The organism is Acidobacteriota bacterium (assembly GCA_040752915.1).
GTDB lineage: Bacteria > Acidobacteriota > UBA4820 > UBA4820 > DSQY01 > JBFLVU01.
Window position 1 is genome coordinate 1 of sequence record JBFMHB010000053.1, and the last position, 17025, is coordinate 17025.

Consider the following 17025-nt stretch of genomic DNA (forward strand, 5'->3'; position numbering starts at 1 on the left):
CGAGGGCGCGCAGCCACCGGAGCCCCAACGGCCTGGCCCTATGAGAAGGGTCCAAGGACGCGGCCAAGAGAAGAGGCCGCCAAGGAAAAGAGTGCCCGTTGACAGGGGCCGACTAATGGGTGACCCCGCTTGGCCCCGAGACCTGACCCCGCCTGGCCCCGTTCATCGAAGCGTTAGGCCAATTCCAACAGGTGATTAGATGGAATTCATGTTGATCGCTCATGACGGGAACGATGACGAAGCCTTGAATCGGCGCCTTGCAGCTCGAGAGAGACACCTTGCCCTCTTTGACCAATTCAATCAAATGGGCATTTTCAAATACGGATGCGCCATTCTCAACGACAACGGCCAGATGATCGGCTCAGTCGTCGTGTCTGAGTTCTCCTCCCGCGAGGAATTGGAAAACACCTGGTTATCAAGAGAGCCGTACGTTCTTGGCGGCGTTTGGAAGAACATTGAAATCATACCAATTCGTACGCGCGCAAGAACGTAAGGAGGGAAACAGGGTCAAGACGGACACAGGGCAGGTCTTGTAACGCCAGATCTTCTCCAGACGGTCTTTTTCCTGCATTGCAGTTCCTTCGAGGAGTGGCCACTGAGGGCCGCCCCTACGAGAGATCGGCGTGGGGCGATGGCCAGGTTCAAGCGGAGACGGGGAAACAGCGAAACAGGCAACCAGAAAAGAGCGACAAGGGCGGCAGAAGATCCGCGTGAGGCGACGCCTCCCACTAGAAAGAGGGGCCGGGTCACGCGAGGGGGCGCCTTGTTGCTGAAAGCCATGAGGGGCTCCGCGATGGCTGCCGCCGCCCCATCCGCCATGCCTCTGCCGTGCGTTCACCTCGATGCTTTGAATCGTGGGGCCTTCTCCGCCGTGTCCCCGCGAACCCGCTCGTAGCATCCCTTCCGATCGTGCCACGGCATTCCAGCGTCCTGCGCCGAGGCCCCGCGGCCTGTTTCCCGCGCGTTCCTTGTGCTATCCTCCGTAGGACCGCGCGGGAGGACGGCATGGAGGGGTACCTGCTCCTGGAGGACGGAAGCCTGTTCCGGGGCAGGGGATTCGGATTTCACGGAACGGTCCTCGGGGAAGCGGTCTTCCAGACGGCCATGGTGGGGTACCAGGAGATCCTTACCGATCCTTCCTACGCCGGCCAGCTCGTGGTCATGACCTATCCCCACATGGGGAACTACGGCGTCAATCCGGAGGACGTGGAATCCCGCCAGCCGCACCTCAGGGGCTTCCTCGTCCGGGAGGTCTCGGTCCTGCCCTCCAACTGGCGGGCCCGGGGGACCCTGGACAGCTACCTGAAGGAGCACGGCGTGGTGGGGCTCAAGGAGGTGGACACGCGGGCCCTCACCCGCCACCTCCGAAGCCGGGGAGCCCTGAAGGCCCTCCTGACCAATGAGCCCCTCGACGCTCACCTGGCGCGGGAAAAGCTGGATCGCTTCCCGGGCATCGACAACCAGGACCTGACCTCGGAAGTCTCCTGCCGCAAGGCCTACGCCTTCCGCCACGAGCCCGGCCAGGAACCGCCGCACTTCAAGGAGACCCTCGCGCCGGGCCGGGTGGCCTCGGGGCGCCTGCACGTGGTGGCCGTGGACTTCGGCCTGAAGGAGAACATCCTGCGCAACCTTCTCCTGAGGGGCTGCGAGGTGACCGTGATCCCCGCTTACAGCGCGGTGAGGGATCTGGTGGCCCTGGGCCCCGATGGGGTCTTTCTGGGAAACGGCCCCGGCAACCCGGAAATGGCTCGTGGGGCCCTTCCCCTCGTCCGCTACGCCGCCGAGCACTACCCCACCTTCGGCATCTGCTTCGGCCACCAGCTCCTGGCCCTGGCCTTCGGCGGCCAGACCTACAAGCTCCCCTTCGGCCACCGGGGCGCCAACCACCCGGTCATGTGCCTCCCGAAGCAGAGGGTGGAGGTCACGAGCCAGAACCACGGGTTCGCCGTGGACGAAGGGAGCCTACCGGAGGTCTTCGAGGTGACCCACCGGAGCCTGAACGACGGCACGGTGGAGGGGATGCGCCACCGGGAGCTCAACGTCTTTTCCGTCCAGTACCACCCCGAGGCCAGCCCGGGGCCCCACGACTCCCTCTACCTCTTCGACGAGTTCATCCGGCGCATGGAGGAGAGATGAGCGGGGCTCTCCCATGAGCGGCGCGGCGCCCAAGAGCGTCCTGGTGATCGGGTCGGGGCCCATCGTCATCGGCCAGGCCTGCGAGTTCGACTACTCGGGGGTGCAGGCCATCAAGGCCCTCAAGGAGGAGGGGATCCGGGTCGTCCTCCTGAACTCCAACCCCGCGACCCTGATGACGGACCCGGGCCTCGCCGACGCGGTGTACATCGAGCCCATGGTCCCCGAGGCCGTGGAGTCGCTCCTGGCGCGGGAGAAGGTGGAGGCCGTCCTCCCGACGGTGGGCGGCCAGACGGGGCTCAACCTCGCGGTGGCCTGCGCGCGCGCGGGCATCTTCGAGCGCCACGGCGCCCGCCTCATCGGCGCCTCCACGGAGGCCATCGAGACGGCGGAGGATCGGGAGCTTTTCAAGGCCGCCATGACGCGGGCGGGCCTCCCCACCTCCCGCTCCTTCGTGGCGCGGTCCGTCGAGGAGGGCCTGGGGCGCATCGGCGAGGTGGGCTATCCGGCCATCCTGCGTCCCTCCTTCACCCTAGGGGGCGTGGGGGGCGGCATCGCGAGGGACCGGGAGGCGCTGGAGAGGCTCCTCAAGGACGGCCTCGCCCTGAGCCCCGTCCACGCCGTCCTCGTGGAGGAGAGCCTCATCGGGTGGAAGGAGTTCGAACTCGAGGTCATCCGCGACGGGGCGGACAACGCCATCGTCGTCTGCTCCATCGAGAACCTCGACCCCATGGGGGTCCACACCGGGGACTCCATCACCGTGGCCCCCGCCCAGACCCTCACCGACAAGGAATACCAGATCATGCGGGACTGGGGCCTCAAGGTGCTCCGGACCGTAGGGGTCGAAACGGGCGGGTCCAACGTGCAGTTCGCCCTCCACCCGGGGACGGGCCGCATCGTGGTGGTGGAGATGAACCCGAGGGTCTCCCGCTCCTCGGCCCTGGCGAGCAAGGCCACGGGGTATCCCATCGCCCGCGTGGCCACCCTCCTCGCCCTCGGCAAGACCCTCGATGAGATCCCCAACGCCATCACCGGGACCACCCCGGCCTCCTTCGAGCCCACCATCGACTACGTGGTGACGAAGGTTCCGCGCTGGGCCTTCGACAAGTTCAAGGGCGCCGACCCCACCCTCACGACGGCCATGAAGTCCATCGGGGAAGTCATGGCCATCGGCCGGACCTTCACCGAATCCCTGAGCAAGGCGGTCCGCTCCCTGGAGGTGGGCCGGTACGGCCTTCTCGACGGAGTGGACCGGGTGCCCGACCGCGCCACCCTCCTCCAGAAGCTCCAGGAGCCGAACTGGGAGCGGCTCTTCTACGTGGCGCTGGCCTTCAACCACGGGCTATCGGTGAGCGAGGTCCACGAGCTGACGGGCATCGACCCGTGGTTCCTCCAGGAGATCGAGTCCCTCGTGGCCGCGGAGAATCGCGCACGGTTCTTCACCCTCGATTCCTGCCCGCCTTCGGTGCTTCGGCAGTTCAAGCGCAAGGGGCTCTCGGACCGCACGCTGGCGGGCCTCTGGCGGTGCGGCGAGGACGCCGTCCGGGCCCGCCGGAAGGATGCGGGGCTCGCGCCCTCCTTCCTCGGGGTCGACACCTGCGCCGCCGAGTTCGACGCGCGCACCCCGTATTTCTACAGCGCCTACGAGGACCACACGGAGGCGGACCCGCCGCGCGGAAAGACGATGGTCGTCCTCGGAAGCGGCCCCAACCGCATCGGCCAGGGCATCGAGTTCGACTACTGCTGCTGCCAGGCCGTCATGGGGTTCGCAGACGAGGGCTTCGATACGGTGATGGTGAACTGCAACCCCGAGACCGTCTCCACGGACTTCGACACGGCCACGAGGCTCTACTTCGAGCCCGTGACCCTGGAGGACGTCACCGCGGTCCTCGACGTGGAGAGGCCCTCGGGCGTCGTGGTCACCTTCGGGGGGCAGACGCCCCTCAAGCTGGCCCGGGACCTGGAGCGCCTCGGGTACCCCCTCCGGGGCACGTCCCCCGCGGCCATTCACCGGGCCGAGGACCGGGAGGCCTTTCAGGACCTGTGCCGGAAAATGGGTCTGAGTTTCCCCGAGGGGGCCATCGCGCGCTCGGTGGAGGCGGCCCGTCGGGAGGCCGACGCCCTGGGGTTCCCCCTCATCGTCCGCCCCTCCTACGTCCTGGGGGGCCAGGGGATGGCCGTGGTCACGGGCGAGGAGCACCTCGACGCCTACCTGGCCGCGGCCATGGCCGTGAGCGAGGACAACCCCCTCCTTCTGGACCGCTTCCTGGAGGAAGCCGTGGAGGTGGACGCCGACGCCCTGTGCGACGGCCGCGAGGCCCTCCTGTGCGGCATCCTCGAACACGTGGAGAAGGCGGGGATCCATTCGGGCGACTCCTCCCAGGTCTTTCCGCCCCAGACCCTCCCCGCGAAAATCGTGGAGCAGATCGAGGAAGCCACGCGCGCCATGGCGCTCGAACTGGGCGTCGTCGGGCTCCTCAATGTCCAGTTCGCCCTCCGCGGGGATACGCTGTACGTTCTGGAAGTGAATCCGCGCGTCTCGCGCACCGTCCCCTTCCTGGCCAAGGCCCGGGGTGTGCCCTTCCCGAGGCTCGCCGCCCGGCTCGTGGCGGGCCGGCGCCTCTCCGAAGTGGCCCCCCGGCTCCCGGCCCCCTCCTCGGTCTACGTGAAGGCGTCGGTCTTCCCCTTCGCGCGCCTGCGCGGAGAGGACCCCATCCTGGGGCCCGAAATGAAATCCACGGGCGAGGTCATGGGCATCGGTCCCGATTTCGGCGTGGCCTTCGCCAAGGCCCTCACCGCCGCCGGAACGGCCTTCCCGTCGGAGGGCGGGGTCTTCGTGAGCGTGCGCGACTCGGACAAGGCCCCCTTCGTCCCCGTGGCCGCCGGCTATGTGAAGGCGGGGTTCCGCCTGTTCGCCACCTCGGGGACCCGGGCCCTCCTCGAGGCCAGCGGGATTCCCTGCGAGAGCGTGAACAAGGTGGGCGAGGGCAAGCCGGACGCCGTGGACCTCCTGCGCCGGGGCGACCTCCGGATGGTCATCAACACGCCCCTGGGCCGCAAGAGCCAGTTCGACGAGGCGGCCATCCGGGTGGAGGCCATCGCCCTCCAGGTACCCTGCCTGACGAGCGTGGAGGCGGCCCGGGCCGCCCTGGCGGGCATCCGCGCCCAGCGCTCCGGTCGTCCCGATTACCGACCCCTGAATGAGTGGCAGGGCCTGAGCGGGCCGTGACGCGCCCATCGTGAGGCCCTGCGCGATTGGCCGGGGAGGCGGCCCCAGGCCGCGCGTTGGCCCACTCCGGAGGCGCGGCTCCGACAGGGTTCACCGCTCCCGTTTACGGCCAGGGATTCACCGTTTACCATGGGACTTCGATCCATCACCGCGACGAGTTGATTCGAGGGATGAACCATGGACGCGAATGAAACGACCCGGAAGGACCTCTCCTCCCTGCAAATCCCCGAAGGGGCGCGATCCTTCCAGAAGGGCCCGAAACGGAAGCTGTGGCTCGGCCTGGGAATCGCCGCCGGCCTCCTCGTGACCTTCTTTCTCCTCCGATCGGCCGCGAAGCCGACGGAGGTGGTCCTGGCGGAGGCCGCCCAACCGGCGGGCGGAGAGGGTTCGGCGGTCCTGAACGCGAGCGGCTACGTGACCCCCCGCCGCCGGGCCACGGTGGCGGCGAAGATCACGGGCCGGGTGGTGGAGATGCTCGTGGACGAGGGGATGGAGGTGGAGGCGGGGCAGGTTCTCGCCCGGCTCGACGACTCGGACGCCCGGGCCCGCCTCGTATCCGCCGAGGCCGACGCCAAGGTCGCCGACGCCCAGGTCCCCGACGCCCGGGCCGCCCTGTCCATGGCGGACCTCGAGTTCCAGCGGGTCTCCTCCCTGCACCGCGCGGGCTTCGCCAGCGACAACGAGAGGGACCGCGCCCGAACGGCCTACGACAGCGCCCGGGCCCGGCTCGATTCGGCGCAGGAGGCCTTGAAGGCCGCCCGGGCCCGCGAGAGTGTCGCCCGCCAGGATCTGGACAACTGCACCGTGAGAGCGCCCTTCGGCGGGATCGCCGTGTCCAAGGACGCGCAGGTGGGGGAGATGGTTTCCCCGGTTTCGGCGGGCGGGGGATTCACCCGGACGGGGATCGCCACCATCGTGGACATGGCCTCCCTCGAAATCGAGGTGGACGTCAACGAGTCCTTCATCGCCAAGGTGCGGCCGGGCCAGCGCGTGGAGGCCGTGCTCGACGCCTACCCGGATTGGAAGATCCCCGCCTTCGTGCGCACGGTGATCCCCACCGCCGACCGCCAGAAGGCCACCGTCAAGGTCCGCATCTCCTTCGGCGCCCTCGATCCGCGCATCCTTCCCGACATGGGCGTGAAGGTGACCTTCCTGGCCGACGCCCCGCCGGTAGGGGCGCCCCGGGCCGCGGCGACGGTGCCCTCCGAGGCGGTCTGGGAGGAAGACGGCCGCCGGTACGTCTTCGTCCTGAAGGAGGGGCGCCTGTCGCGGAGGGATGTGACCCTCGGCGAACGCCGGGGCATGGACGTGGACGTGCTCTCGGGGTGCGCGCCCGGGGACCGCCTGGTGATCAAGGACCTGGCGGGACTCAAGGACGGCATGCGGGCCATCGAGAAAAGGTAGGGAAGACGAAAGATCATGGGGCCCCGCCCGCAGCGGCGCGGGTCGCGATTCCTCCCGCCGGCGGCGGGGAGGGGCGGCGGAGGCCGCGGGCTCTTTCGGAGGATGCATGGTGCGAGTGGACGGACGATCCGACGGGAGCGCCCTCATCCGCGTCCGCGACCTGGACAAGGAGTACATGCGGGGAGGGGAGACGCTCCACATCCTGAGCGGCCTCCACCTGGACGTGGAGCGGGGAGAGTTCGTGGCCTTCATGGGGCCCTCGGGCTCGGGCAAGACGACCCTGCTCAACCTCCTCGGGGGTCTCGACCTGCCCACCCGCGGCTCCATCACCGTGGACGGGGACGAGATCACCCACATGTCCGGGTCCAAGCTCTCCGCCTGGCGGGCGCGCCACGTGGGCTTCGTCTTCCAGATGTACAACCTCATGCCCGTCCTCACGGCCTTCCAGAACGTGGAACTGCCTCTCCTCCTCACCCGGCTGACCAAGGCCGAGAGGAGGGACCACGTGGAAGCGGCCCTCGCCCTGGTGGGCTTGAGCGACCGCCTCAAGCACTACCCCCGCCAGCTCTCGGGCGGCCAGGAGCAGAGGGTGGCCATCGCCCGCGCCCTGGTGGCGGACCCCACCTTCCTCCTCTGCGACGAACCCACGGGGGACCTCGACCGGACGAGCGCCCGCGAGGTCATGGACCTTCTGGAGCGGCTCTCCGCGGAATTCGGAAAAACCATCCTCATGGTAACCCACGACCCGAGGGCCGCCGAGCGCGCCGGAACCCTCCTCCACCTCGAGAAGGGGGTTCTCGTAGAGGCGAAGACAGGGGGAGTGGGGGAGTGAGTAGGTGAGTAAGTGAGTAGGTGAGTAGGTGAGTAAGTGAGTAGGGGAGTAGGGAAGTAGGGGAGGATACGGACGCCATGCGGCGAGCGCGGCTGGCTTGGGTGAAAGAGAGCGCGAGGGCAGGCGGGCGAGGGCGCCCGCCCCACGGATCTCGACTTAGCATTTCCGGTCTCCCGTCTCCCTTTTCCCTTCTTTCCAAATCCGAAATCCGCAATCCCAAGTCCCCATTGCCCCTTCTTTTCCTTCCGCCTTCCCCCTTCCGCCTTCCCCCTTTTCCCTTGGCCATCTCCCCATGACCCGCTTCCTCCCTCTCCTGCTGGCGAATGTGACGCGGAAGAAGGCACGGCTTGCCTTGACGGTGGGCTCCTACGCCGTGGCCCTCTTCCTCTTCGGAGTGCTGGCGGCGGTGCAGACGGCCTTCAACCAGGGACTCGAAGTGGCCGGCGCGGACCGCCTCATCGTCCGCAACAAGGTCTCCCTCATCATGCCCCTGCCCTACGCCTACCGGGACCGGATCCTGCTCGTTCCGGGCGTCCGCAAGGTGACCTACGCCACGTGGTTCGGGGGCATCTACCAGGACGAGCGCAATTTCTTCCCCAACTTCGCCATCGACGCGGACCACTACCTCGAGGTCTACCCCGAGTTCCGCGTGGAGCCCTCCCAATGGACCGACTTTCTGAGGGATCGCCAGGCCTGCGCCGTGGGGCGCAAGCTCGCCGAGCGCTTCGGCTGGAAGCTTGGCGACCGCATCCCCCTCAAGGGGACCATCTGGACGGGTGTGTGGGAGTTCAACCTGCGGGCCATCTACGAGGGGAGCCGCCCGGAGGACGACACCCAGCAGTTCTGGTTCCGGTACGACTACCTGGAGGAGCGCCGCCCCTTCGGCAAGGGCACGGTGGGCTGGTACGTCGTTCAGGTGGGCGACCCCGACCGCGCCGCCGCCGCGGCGGCGGCCATCAACGACCGCTTCGCCAACTCCTCCTACGAGACGGCGGCCGAGACCGAGAAGGCCTTCGCCGCGGGCTTCGTGCGCCAGATGGGAAACATCCAGGCCCTCATCCTCTCCATCGGCTCGGTGGTCTTCTTCACGCTCCTGCTCGTCACGGGCAACGTCATGGCCATCGCCGTGAGGGAGCGCATGGGGGAGATCGGCGTCCTCAAGACCCTGGGCTACTCGGACGGCGCCGTGCTGGCCCTGATCCTGAGCGAATCGTGCCTGTACGCTCTCCTGGGAGGGGGCGCGGGGGTCCTGGGCGCCAAGGCCTTCACCCTCGGTGGAGACCCCACCCAGGGCCTGCTGGTGGCCTTTTACTTCTCTCCGCAGAAGATGGCCCTGGGCCTGAGCTTCGCCCTCCTCGTGGGCCTGCTGGCGGGGCTCCTTCCCGCCCTCGCCGCCATGCGACTGAAGATCGTGGACGCGCTCAGGAGAGTCTAGGGCAAAGAGGGAGCCGAATTGGAATTTCGGATTTGGAATTTCGAATTGCGGATTTTGGATATGGGATTGCGGACTTGAAAGCGGGGAGTCGGCCATGGCGGTGCCGCTGATCTACAACCTGCGCTCCATCCGGGTCCGGTGGGCCTCCACCTCGGTGGCGGTGCTGGGCATCGGCGGGGCCGTTGCGGTCTTCGTGGCGGTCCTCTCCCTGGCCCACGGTTTCGAGGCGACCCTCGTGGAGTCGGGCTCGCCCCGCAACGCCCTCATCCGGAGGGCGGGATCCAGCTCGGAAATGGAGAGCGTCGTCCTGCTCGACCAGGCCCGCGTGGTGGCCGACGCCCCGCAGGTGGCCCGGGACCGCCGGGGGCGTCCCCTGGTGAGCATGGAGGTGGTGGCCATTGGGGCCTTCCGCCACCGGGCCTCCCGGTCCGAAGCCCTCGCCCAGGTGCGCGGCGTCTCCGAGGACGCGCTCGCCGTGCGGGACAACCTCCGCATGGCACGGGGGCGCTTTTTGACCCCGGGCCTGTCCGAACTGGTGGTGGGCAAGAACGCCGAACAGATGTACGAGGGCTTCTCCCTGGGGGACACGCCGGCCTTCGGCGGACGCACCTGGAAGGTCGTGGGCATCCTCGACGCGGGGAACTCCGCCTTCGACTCGGAGGTCTGGGCCGACGCCCGCATCCTCAACCAGACCTTCAAACGGCCCGAACACATCTTCCAATCCGTGACCGTGCGCCTGAGCGACCCGGCGCACCTGCCCGCCTTCGAAAAGGCCCTCAAGGCCGATCCGCGCCTCACCGTCCAGGTGGACCGGGAGGACCTCTACTACGCCAAGCAGTCCCGGGTAGTCTCCACCATGATCCGCGTCCTGGGCTACCTCGTCGCCGTGGTCATGGGCGTGGGCGCCCTTTTCGCGGCCCTCAACACCCTCTACTCGGCCCTCGCCGCCCGGGTCCGCGAAATGGCCACCCTGCGGGCCATCGGTTTCTCGCCCCGGGCCGTCGTCCTCTCCTGGCTCTTCGAGGCCCTCGCAATCGCCCTCCTCGGCGGCCTCCTCGGCGACCTCCTGGTCATTCCCCTCAACGGCGTCACCACATCCACCATCAACTGGCAGACCTTCAGCCAGCTGGCCTTCGCCTTCCGGGTCACCCCCGCTCTCCTCCTCCAGGGCCTCGGATTCGCCCTCCTCATGGGCTTCCTCGGGGGCCTTCCGCCCGCTCTCCGCGCCGCCCGCATCCCCGTCGCCGCCGCCTTGCGCGAGCTGTAGCGGAATTCCGAGGGAGCCCTCACCCCGCCGAAGGCGCCGTCCGGCGCGAATCCTTCCGAAGGGGCGGCCGCGGAGAGCCGCCCCTTCGGGGTTCGCGTCACCTCGTGAAGGGCAGGGGGGCGGAGGTGCCGCCGTCGTCGGGGTTGAGGACGGTGAGGGAGACGGCCTGGCCCTTGGGCAGGAGGGCCTTGAGGGCGGCGCCCCCCCGGGCGACGAGTTCGGTGTCGGAGCGGCGCCGCGTCTCGGGCACGGGGGTCCCGTTGACGAGGACCTGGGCGCCGGAGTGGAAGTTGCTCCCGCGGACCTTGAGGCGGAAGGGGCCCGTCTTCTTGAGGGCGGAGGCGAGGACGGGCGGATTCACGGCGGTGACGGCGACGGAGGCGGAGGCCGTCTGGCCGAGGGCGTCGGTGGCCGTTGCGGTGGCGGTGTACGTCCCGGGGCTCGCGAAGGTGTGCAGGACGGGGGAACCCGCCGCGGAGGAGCCGTCGCTGAAGGTCCAGGCGAAGGTGAACGGCGCCAGGCCGCCCGATGGGGAGGCCGTCAGGGTGGCCGTCAGGGGGGCGTTTCCGCGCTCGGGGGAGGACTGAACCGAAAGCGAGAGGGGGGAGACGGCGGCCACGGCGGCGTGGGCCTGGGCGCTCTGGCCCGAGGCGTCGCTCACCGTCACGACGGCATCGTAGGTCCCGGCGGCGGCGTAGGTGTGGAGGACGGGCGAGCCGGAGGCGGTGGCGCCATCTCCGAAGCTCCAGGCGAAGTTGTAGGGCGGAAGCCCTCCCGAGGCGGCGGCGGAGAGGGTCGTGTCGAAGGGGGCCAGGCCGGCGGGGGGATCGGCCTGCGCGGAGGCCGTGAGGGGCGCATGGACGGTGACGGTGAGGTCGGGCGCCGCGACGGAGCCGGCGGGGTCGGCCGCGTCGCGGGCCGTGCACCGCACCGTGTAGGTCCCCGGCTCGGTGTACGCGTGGGACAGGGACGCGCCCTCCAGGGGGCCGCCGCCGTCGCCCGGGTCCCACGTGAAGGTGTAGGGAGGCAGTCCGCCCGAAGCCGAGGCGGAGAGGGCCACCGTGAGGGGCGCCACGCCGGAAAGGGGCTGGGCCAGGGAGGAGGCGGTCAGGGCCGGGTAGACCGTGACGGTCACGGGCACGGCGATAACGGCCACGGGGGGCTCGCTGGAATCGGTCACCGTGAGGGAGGCCGAATAGGACCCGGCCTGGGTGTAGGTGTGCAGGACGGAGGGCCCTTCGACGGCGGGGCTGCCGTCGCCGAAGCTCCAGGAGAAGGTGAGCGGGGGCAGGCCGCCCGAAGCGTCTCCCGAGAAGGTGACGGCCAGGGGGGCGTGACCCGTCTGGGGCTGGGCCGAGGCCGAGGCGGAGAGCACCTCGGTCACGAGAACCGACACCGGGGAGGCCTCGGCGGTCTGGGCGGGCGCATCGGCGTCGGTGACGGTCAGTCGCGCCTCGTAGGTGCCCGGCGAGGCGTAGGTATGGTGCGGCGAGGATTCGGTGGAGGTTCCTCCATCCCCGAAGGTCCACGCATAGGTGTAGGGGGGGATGCCGCCCGAGGCGGAGGAGGTGAAGGCCACCTCCAGGGGCGGCTGGCCGTGGTTCGGGTAGGCGGCGGCGCCGGAGGCGAGGGCCTGCCGCACCGTGATGGAGAGATCGGGCCCCTGGGCCGTCCGCGGTGGGACCTTGGAGTCGGTGACCGTGAGCCGCGCCGTGTAGACACCGGCCGCGGCGTAGGTATGGGCTGGGGAGGACCCGGAGCCGGCGGAGCCGTCGCCGAAAGTCCAGGCGTAGGTGTACGGCGGGGTCCCGCCCGAGGCCGAGGACGAGAACTGCACGGACAGGGGCGCCAGGCCGCGCTGGACGGAGGCCGAGGCGGAAGCGGCCAGGGGAGCGCGGGCCACCACGGTGATGAAGTCCGAGTAGGCCGTCTGCGCGGGGGCGCCCGAGTCGGTGGTCTGGAGCCGGGCCGTGAAGGTGCCCGGGGCGTTGTAGGTGTGGGTTACGGAGGCGCCCGAGCCGTTCGGGGTGCCGTCGCCGTAGATCCAGGTGAAGACGTAGGGAGGCGTGCCGCCGAGTGCCTGGCCGGAGAAGGAGACGGTCAGGGGCGCGTCGCCGTCGAGGGGGCTCCCGACGGCCGTGCAGGCGAGCGGGTCCGGGGCGCAGGCCTCGGCGCGGCTCACCTCCACCTCGTCGAGGTACCACCCTTCGGCCACGGTGTTCGAATCCGTGTGGAACCAGAAGCGCACCTGGAAGGCCGATCCCGAGTAGGCCGAGAGGTCCAGGTCCCTCAGGACCCAGCCGCCGGAGCTTCCCGAGACGCCCGAGCGGATGGTGGTCCAGGTGGAGCCGCCGTTGACGCTGACCTGGACGTAGCAGTAATCGTAGCCGCTCTCGGTGTCGTACCACTCGCGGAAGCGGAGGCGGTAGCCGTGGCCGGGGCCTCCGAGGTCCACCGCGGGGCTGGTCAGGAAGGCGTCCTGGGAATTGGCGTAGGTGCCCGAGCAGGAAGCGGCGCCGCATTTCCAGGCGCGCGTTCCGGCGAAGGCGCGGCAGGTGGAGGCGTGCCACTGGCCGCCCGGGACGAGGGACGGGGTCCCCTCCACCGTCTCGGGGCCGAAGGCGTAGGCGCGCCCGGTGGTCTTGAAAGTGAAGTAGAGTCCGCCGTTGTCGTCCTGCGCCTCGTTCCCCGCGGCGTCGGAGGAGGAGACGGCAAAGCGGTAGGTCGTGCAGGGGGTGAGGCCGGTGAGGGCCACCGAGTGGGCGGTGACGAAAGCGCCGTCCTCGGCGGTCGAGGAGGGCGGGGCCGCGGGGCCGTAGCGCACCCGGCTGGTGGAGGCCTCGTCGGTGGTCCACGTGATCAGGGCCGTGGATTCGGTGATGGAGGAGGAGGCCACGGCGGAAATGGCGGGGGCGGTGCAGTCCACGAGGGCGGTCCCCGTGTAGGTCGTGCCCGAGGCGCCGCTGCAGTCCAGGGCGTCCACGTAGGAAGCGGTGAGGGTGTCGCCCTCGTTCACGCTCAGAGTCCCGTCCCCGTGTGCGGGCGGAGTCGTGGCGAGGGCGATGGAGCCGCGGAAGACGGGGGAGTCGGCCGACTCCTCCGTGAGGAGCACCGTCTCCGCCACGCTCTCCCGGGTGCTGGAGACGGACACCGTGGCGGTCTCGACGGCCAGGGGGTCGGTGTTGAGGTCCCGGTCGCCCAGGACCACCTGGGCTGAAGCCGAACAGGCGTAGGCGGGTGCGCCGAAGGCCACCTTGAAGGGCTGGGCCAGCTCGCCCATGGCGGCCACGGAGGCGCGAACGACGGAGTAAAAGAAGCTGGGATTGCCGCAGTTCACGATGGTGTCGTTGCTCGTGTGGTAGTAGGGATAGTGCCCGCCGTGACTGCAGTAGCCCTCGTTGTCCGTGATGCCGCAGACCGCCGGGTAGCCCCTCTGCCAGAAGGAATAGTGGTCGGAGGCCGTGAGGCTGGGGCAGAGGAACGCGTCCACGCTCAGGCCCGTCCCGTAAGTGGAGGCGGCCTGCGCGAAGAGCTGGCCCAGGGGCTGGCTGGCGGAATTGTAGTTCAGGTCGAGGTTCTCGGGCGAGGGGGAGCCGTCCCCTTCCCACCCCGGCATGTCCATGTTCACCACGCCGAGGATGTTCTCGCCGGAGGCCTGGGCCGCCGCCGCGTAGGCCGCGCTCCCCTCCAGGCCGGTCTCCTCTCCCGTGACGAGGATGAACTTGAGGGTCGCGTCGAAGACGTCGCAGGCCATGACCCGCGCCGCTTCGAGGACGGCCACGCTCCCCGAGGCGTTGTCGTCGGCCCCGGGCGCGTAGCCCGAAGAGGGCATGTCGTCCAGGTGGCCGATGAGGATGTAGACGTCCTCGGGGTGGACCTGGCCGGCGCGCGTGGCGATGACGTTGGGGGCGTAGCCGGACCGGTAGTTCTGGTACTCGGTGTCGTAACCGAGGCCCTGGAAGAAGGAAAAGGCCCAGGCCGCCTCGTCCCCGCACCCCGCGGTCGTCGTGTAGCGAGTCCCCGTCCCGGGAGGGTTTGGCGGGACCACCGTCTGCCAGGTGGAGTCCACGTTCTGATGGACCACCCGGTTGACCATGCGCTGGACGAGAGGATTGGGGGCCAAGAGTGGTGAGCCGAGCGCCCGTCCCGTCTGGACAGGGCGCGGGGCGGCCACGGGTTCGCGGGGCAGGGGGGCGACGAAGAAGCGGCCGTCTCCGATGGCTCGCGCGTCCAGGCCCGGCCAGAGCCGGAGGAGCACCCAGTTCTCCTCCGTGTAGACCACGGTGCCCGCGCGCTGGAGGGCCGAGAGGTCCGAATCGGGCCGGATCCCCACCTGGAGGTACGTCCAGGCCCCTGGGTCGGCGTCGAGGATGTGGAGTGGGTAACCGAAGTCCTCGAGCCGGTTCAGCGTTTCCGTCCCGCCTGCCGCGAAGAGCGTGCCCGCGGTCTCCAGGATCACGGGGACGTCGGCGGTCCGAAGAAACGAAAGGTCGTCCGGCGCGCGTCGCTCGATGGCGACGAGGAATTCGGAAGAGCCCGCCAGCAAGGCGAGCGGGATCCACGCGGCCAGAACTACCAAAGACAGAACGGCTTTTCGCATGAGAGGTCCCCCGGGGCGCCGGAGCCCTCCCGCCCCTCCCAAGGGCCCGGGCCGCAGCGCGCTGGATTCACTCTAAGGCGCCGGGCCCCGAAAGGCAAACCGGTCCGGTATTCGAGAGTGGGGGACTAGGGGACGAGGGGACGAGGGGACTAGGAAGAATCGAGGACAGGCGGGCGAGGGCGCCCGCCCCACGGATCTCGTTGTCGCCTTTGTTTACAAATCCCAAATCCCAAATCCCAAATCCCAAATGCCCCTTCTTTTCCTTCCGCCTTCCGCCTTCCGCCTTGCCCCTCACGTTTCCCGTCTCTCATTCCCCCTTGAGGAACTGCTTCTCGGGGACCTTGAGGAGCATCCCGGCCTCGGGCTGCCTTTCGGGGTTGAAGATGCCGTTGTAGAGGGCGAGTCGAGGGGCGGGGCCTTCCTTGCCGTACTCCCGGCGGGCGAGGGCGCTCCACGTGTCGCCGGTGCGGGCCGTCACGAGGCGGAGTTTTGGACTCTTCACGGATTGAATCTCCTGAGCCGAGGGGTAGCGAAGGCTCGCGAGGAAGGAGCGGAATTCCTCCTTGGCGGCGGGGAAATCGGCGTCTCGGGTGTACCCGTACAGGACGAAGGCCGTTTCCTCGCGGAAGGCGAAGCCCATCATGGCCCGGAGCGTCCCCCCTTCGACGGTCAGGTCCAGCACGCGAAGGTCCATGGTTCCCGCGCCCTTCGTGGGCAGGGTGTCGGAGCTCCGCACCTGGTGGGGCACCTCCACCTTTTTCAGGTAGTCCTGGATGAAGGCCTGGCGCCCCAGCCCCTTCGTGGGGATCACCTCCACGCCGAGTGTGTAGCGCGTCGAGGCCCCGCCTGAGAGCTTCACGTCGCGGACAAGGAGAGCTTCCCCCTCGGGGGGGCTCAGGTTGGGGGTGTAGGCATCGGGGGCGTCCACGGCGGCTCGGGAGGCTTTCAACGTGAGAACGCCGCCCGCGATGATCTTGTCCCCCCGGCTCTGGCCCAGGTCGAGGCCCTCGATCTTGCGGAGGAACGCCTCCCGCCGCAAGTCCTTGGCCGCCTGCTTGGGATGGGTGGCGGCCAGTTTGGCGATGCGGGCCTCGGCGTACTCGAGGCGCTCTTGCGTGGGGGGGTGGCTCAGGAGGAACCGCTCCATGGAACTGGGCTCCTTCTCTTCCAGGGCCAGGAACATGTGAAACATCTTGGCGGCGCCACGGGGATTGTAGCCGGCGGCCTCCATGTAGGTGATGCCGCCCTCGTCCGCCTCGCGTTCGTCGTCCCGCGAATAGCCGAGGAAGGCCAGCTGGAGGGAGGCGTCCACGAGGCCGCCGGCCTTCTGGGCGACATCGGGGCTCAGGATCGAGAGGGCCGTGAGTCCGAAGCCGGCCAGGGCCTGCTTGGAGAGCTGGGAGGCCGAGTGGCGGGCGTCCACGTGGGTCATCTCGTGGCCGAGGACCGCCGCCAGTTCGTCCTCCGACGACATGCGGGCGAGGATGCCTCGCGTGACGTAGACGTATCCGCCCGGGAGGGCGAAGGCGTTGATGACGGGGGTGTCCAGCACCTGGAAGCGGTAGGTCACGTTCTTGCGCCGGGAATGGGCGGCGAGCTTGCGGCCCACCTCGCTCACGTAGGCGTTCAGGCCGGGAAGGCCCTGGTAGTGGCCGAACTCCTGCTGGATCTGCTTGGCGGCCTCGGCGCCGATCTGAGCCTCCTGGGCCTCCGAGATGAGCATGATCTCGCTCTGGCGCGTCACGGGGTTCACGGCGCAAGCGGCGAGGAGGCAGAGGGAGAAGGGGATCCAATGGATGCGACGGCATTCGGCGGGGCGTCCGATCATGGCGGGCTCCTTCGTTTTCTCCATCCTAACATTAGCAGCTCGTGAGACGTGAAACGTGAGACGCCCGACCTCAAACGAGAGACGTCAGGCGTAAGACGAAAGGCCCCGAATCGCGACGTCTCCGAGTCCATGAGTACTGAAGGCATGGGACGAGAGGGACTTTCACTCTTTCATAAGGGGCAGGCGGACGGTGAAGGTGGCGCCGGGCCCGGGGGTGTTGTTGGCGCCCTCGACGGTGCCGCCGTGGGCCTCCACGAGTTTCCGGACGATGGCGAGGCCGAGGCCGGTGCCCCCCTG

At 69.1% G+C, this 17025-nt stretch carries 10 protein-coding genes; 7 read left to right on the top strand and 3 right to left on the bottom strand.

What is annotated here, in order from left to right:
• Positions 1 to 199 precede the first annotated feature (199 nt).
• From AB1824_10060 to AB1824_10090, 7 genes are all read left to right on the top strand, one after another.
• Positions 200 to 493, top strand: coding sequence for a YciI family protein (locus tag AB1824_10060; protein ID MEW5765309.1), 294 nt, complete (start codon positions 200 to 202; stop codon positions 491 to 493).
• 512 nt (positions 494 to 1005) lie between these two features.
• On the top strand, positions 1006 to 2136 hold the full coding sequence (carA, locus tag AB1824_10065; GenBank protein MEW5765310.1) for a glutamine-hydrolyzing carbamoyl-phosphate synthase small subunit: 1131 nt from the start codon (positions 1006 to 1008) through the stop codon (positions 2134 to 2136).
• A gap of 13 nt (positions 2137 to 2149) precedes the next feature.
• The gene (gene carB / locus AB1824_10070; protein MEW5765311.1) at positions 2150 to 5362 is read left to right on the top strand and encodes a carbamoyl-phosphate synthase large subunit; all 3213 of its coding nucleotides are present in this window, start codon (positions 2150 to 2152) and stop codon (positions 5360 to 5362) included.
• A gap of 177 nt (positions 5363 to 5539) precedes the next feature.
• Positions 5540 to 6766 carry an efflux RND transporter periplasmic adaptor subunit gene (locus AB1824_10075; GenBank protein ID MEW5765312.1) on the top strand — a complete coding sequence of 409 codons (1227 nt, stop codon included), beginning with the start codon at positions 5540 to 5542 and terminating at the stop codon, positions 6764 to 6766.
• Between the two features lie 106 nt (positions 6767 to 6872).
• Positions 6873 to 7598 (top strand): ABC transporter ATP-binding protein, encoded by a 726-nt coding sequence (locus AB1824_10080; protein ID MEW5765313.1) that lies wholly within the window; start codon positions 6873 to 6875, stop codon positions 7596 to 7598.
• A 292-nt stretch (positions 7599 to 7890) separates the two neighbouring features.
• Positions 7891 to 9033 (top strand): FtsX-like permease family protein, encoded by a 1143-nt coding sequence (locus tag AB1824_10085; protein ID MEW5765314.1) that lies wholly within the window; start codon positions 7891 to 7893, stop codon positions 9031 to 9033.
• A gap of 94 nt (positions 9034 to 9127) precedes the next feature.
• Complete coding sequence (locus tag AB1824_10090) at positions 9128 to 10300, top strand: ABC transporter permease (protein MEW5765315.1); 1173 nt, start codon at positions 9128 to 9130, stop codon at positions 10298 to 10300.
• A gap of 97 nt (positions 10301 to 10397) precedes the next feature.
• Here the strand turns inward: AB1824_10090 and AB1824_10095 are convergent, their stop codons facing one another.
• The 3 genes from AB1824_10095 to AB1824_10105 form a co-directional block, all read right to left on the bottom strand.
• Positions 10398 to 14900 carry a M20/M25/M40 family metallo-hydrolase gene (locus tag AB1824_10095; protein MEW5765316.1) on the bottom strand — a complete coding sequence of 1501 codons (4503 nt, stop codon included), beginning with the start codon at positions 14898 to 14900 and terminating at the stop codon, positions 10398 to 10400.
• 307 nt (positions 14901 to 15207) lie between these two features.
• A complete protein-coding gene (locus tag AB1824_10100; GenBank protein ID MEW5765317.1) occupies positions 15208 to 16728 on the bottom strand; it encodes a M48 family metalloprotease in 1521 nt (506 codons plus the stop codon).
• A gap of 162 nt (positions 16729 to 16890) precedes the next feature.
• The coding region (locus AB1824_10105; protein MEW5765318.1) for an ATP-binding protein at positions 16891 to 17025 on the bottom strand (135 nt) is incomplete at its 5' end.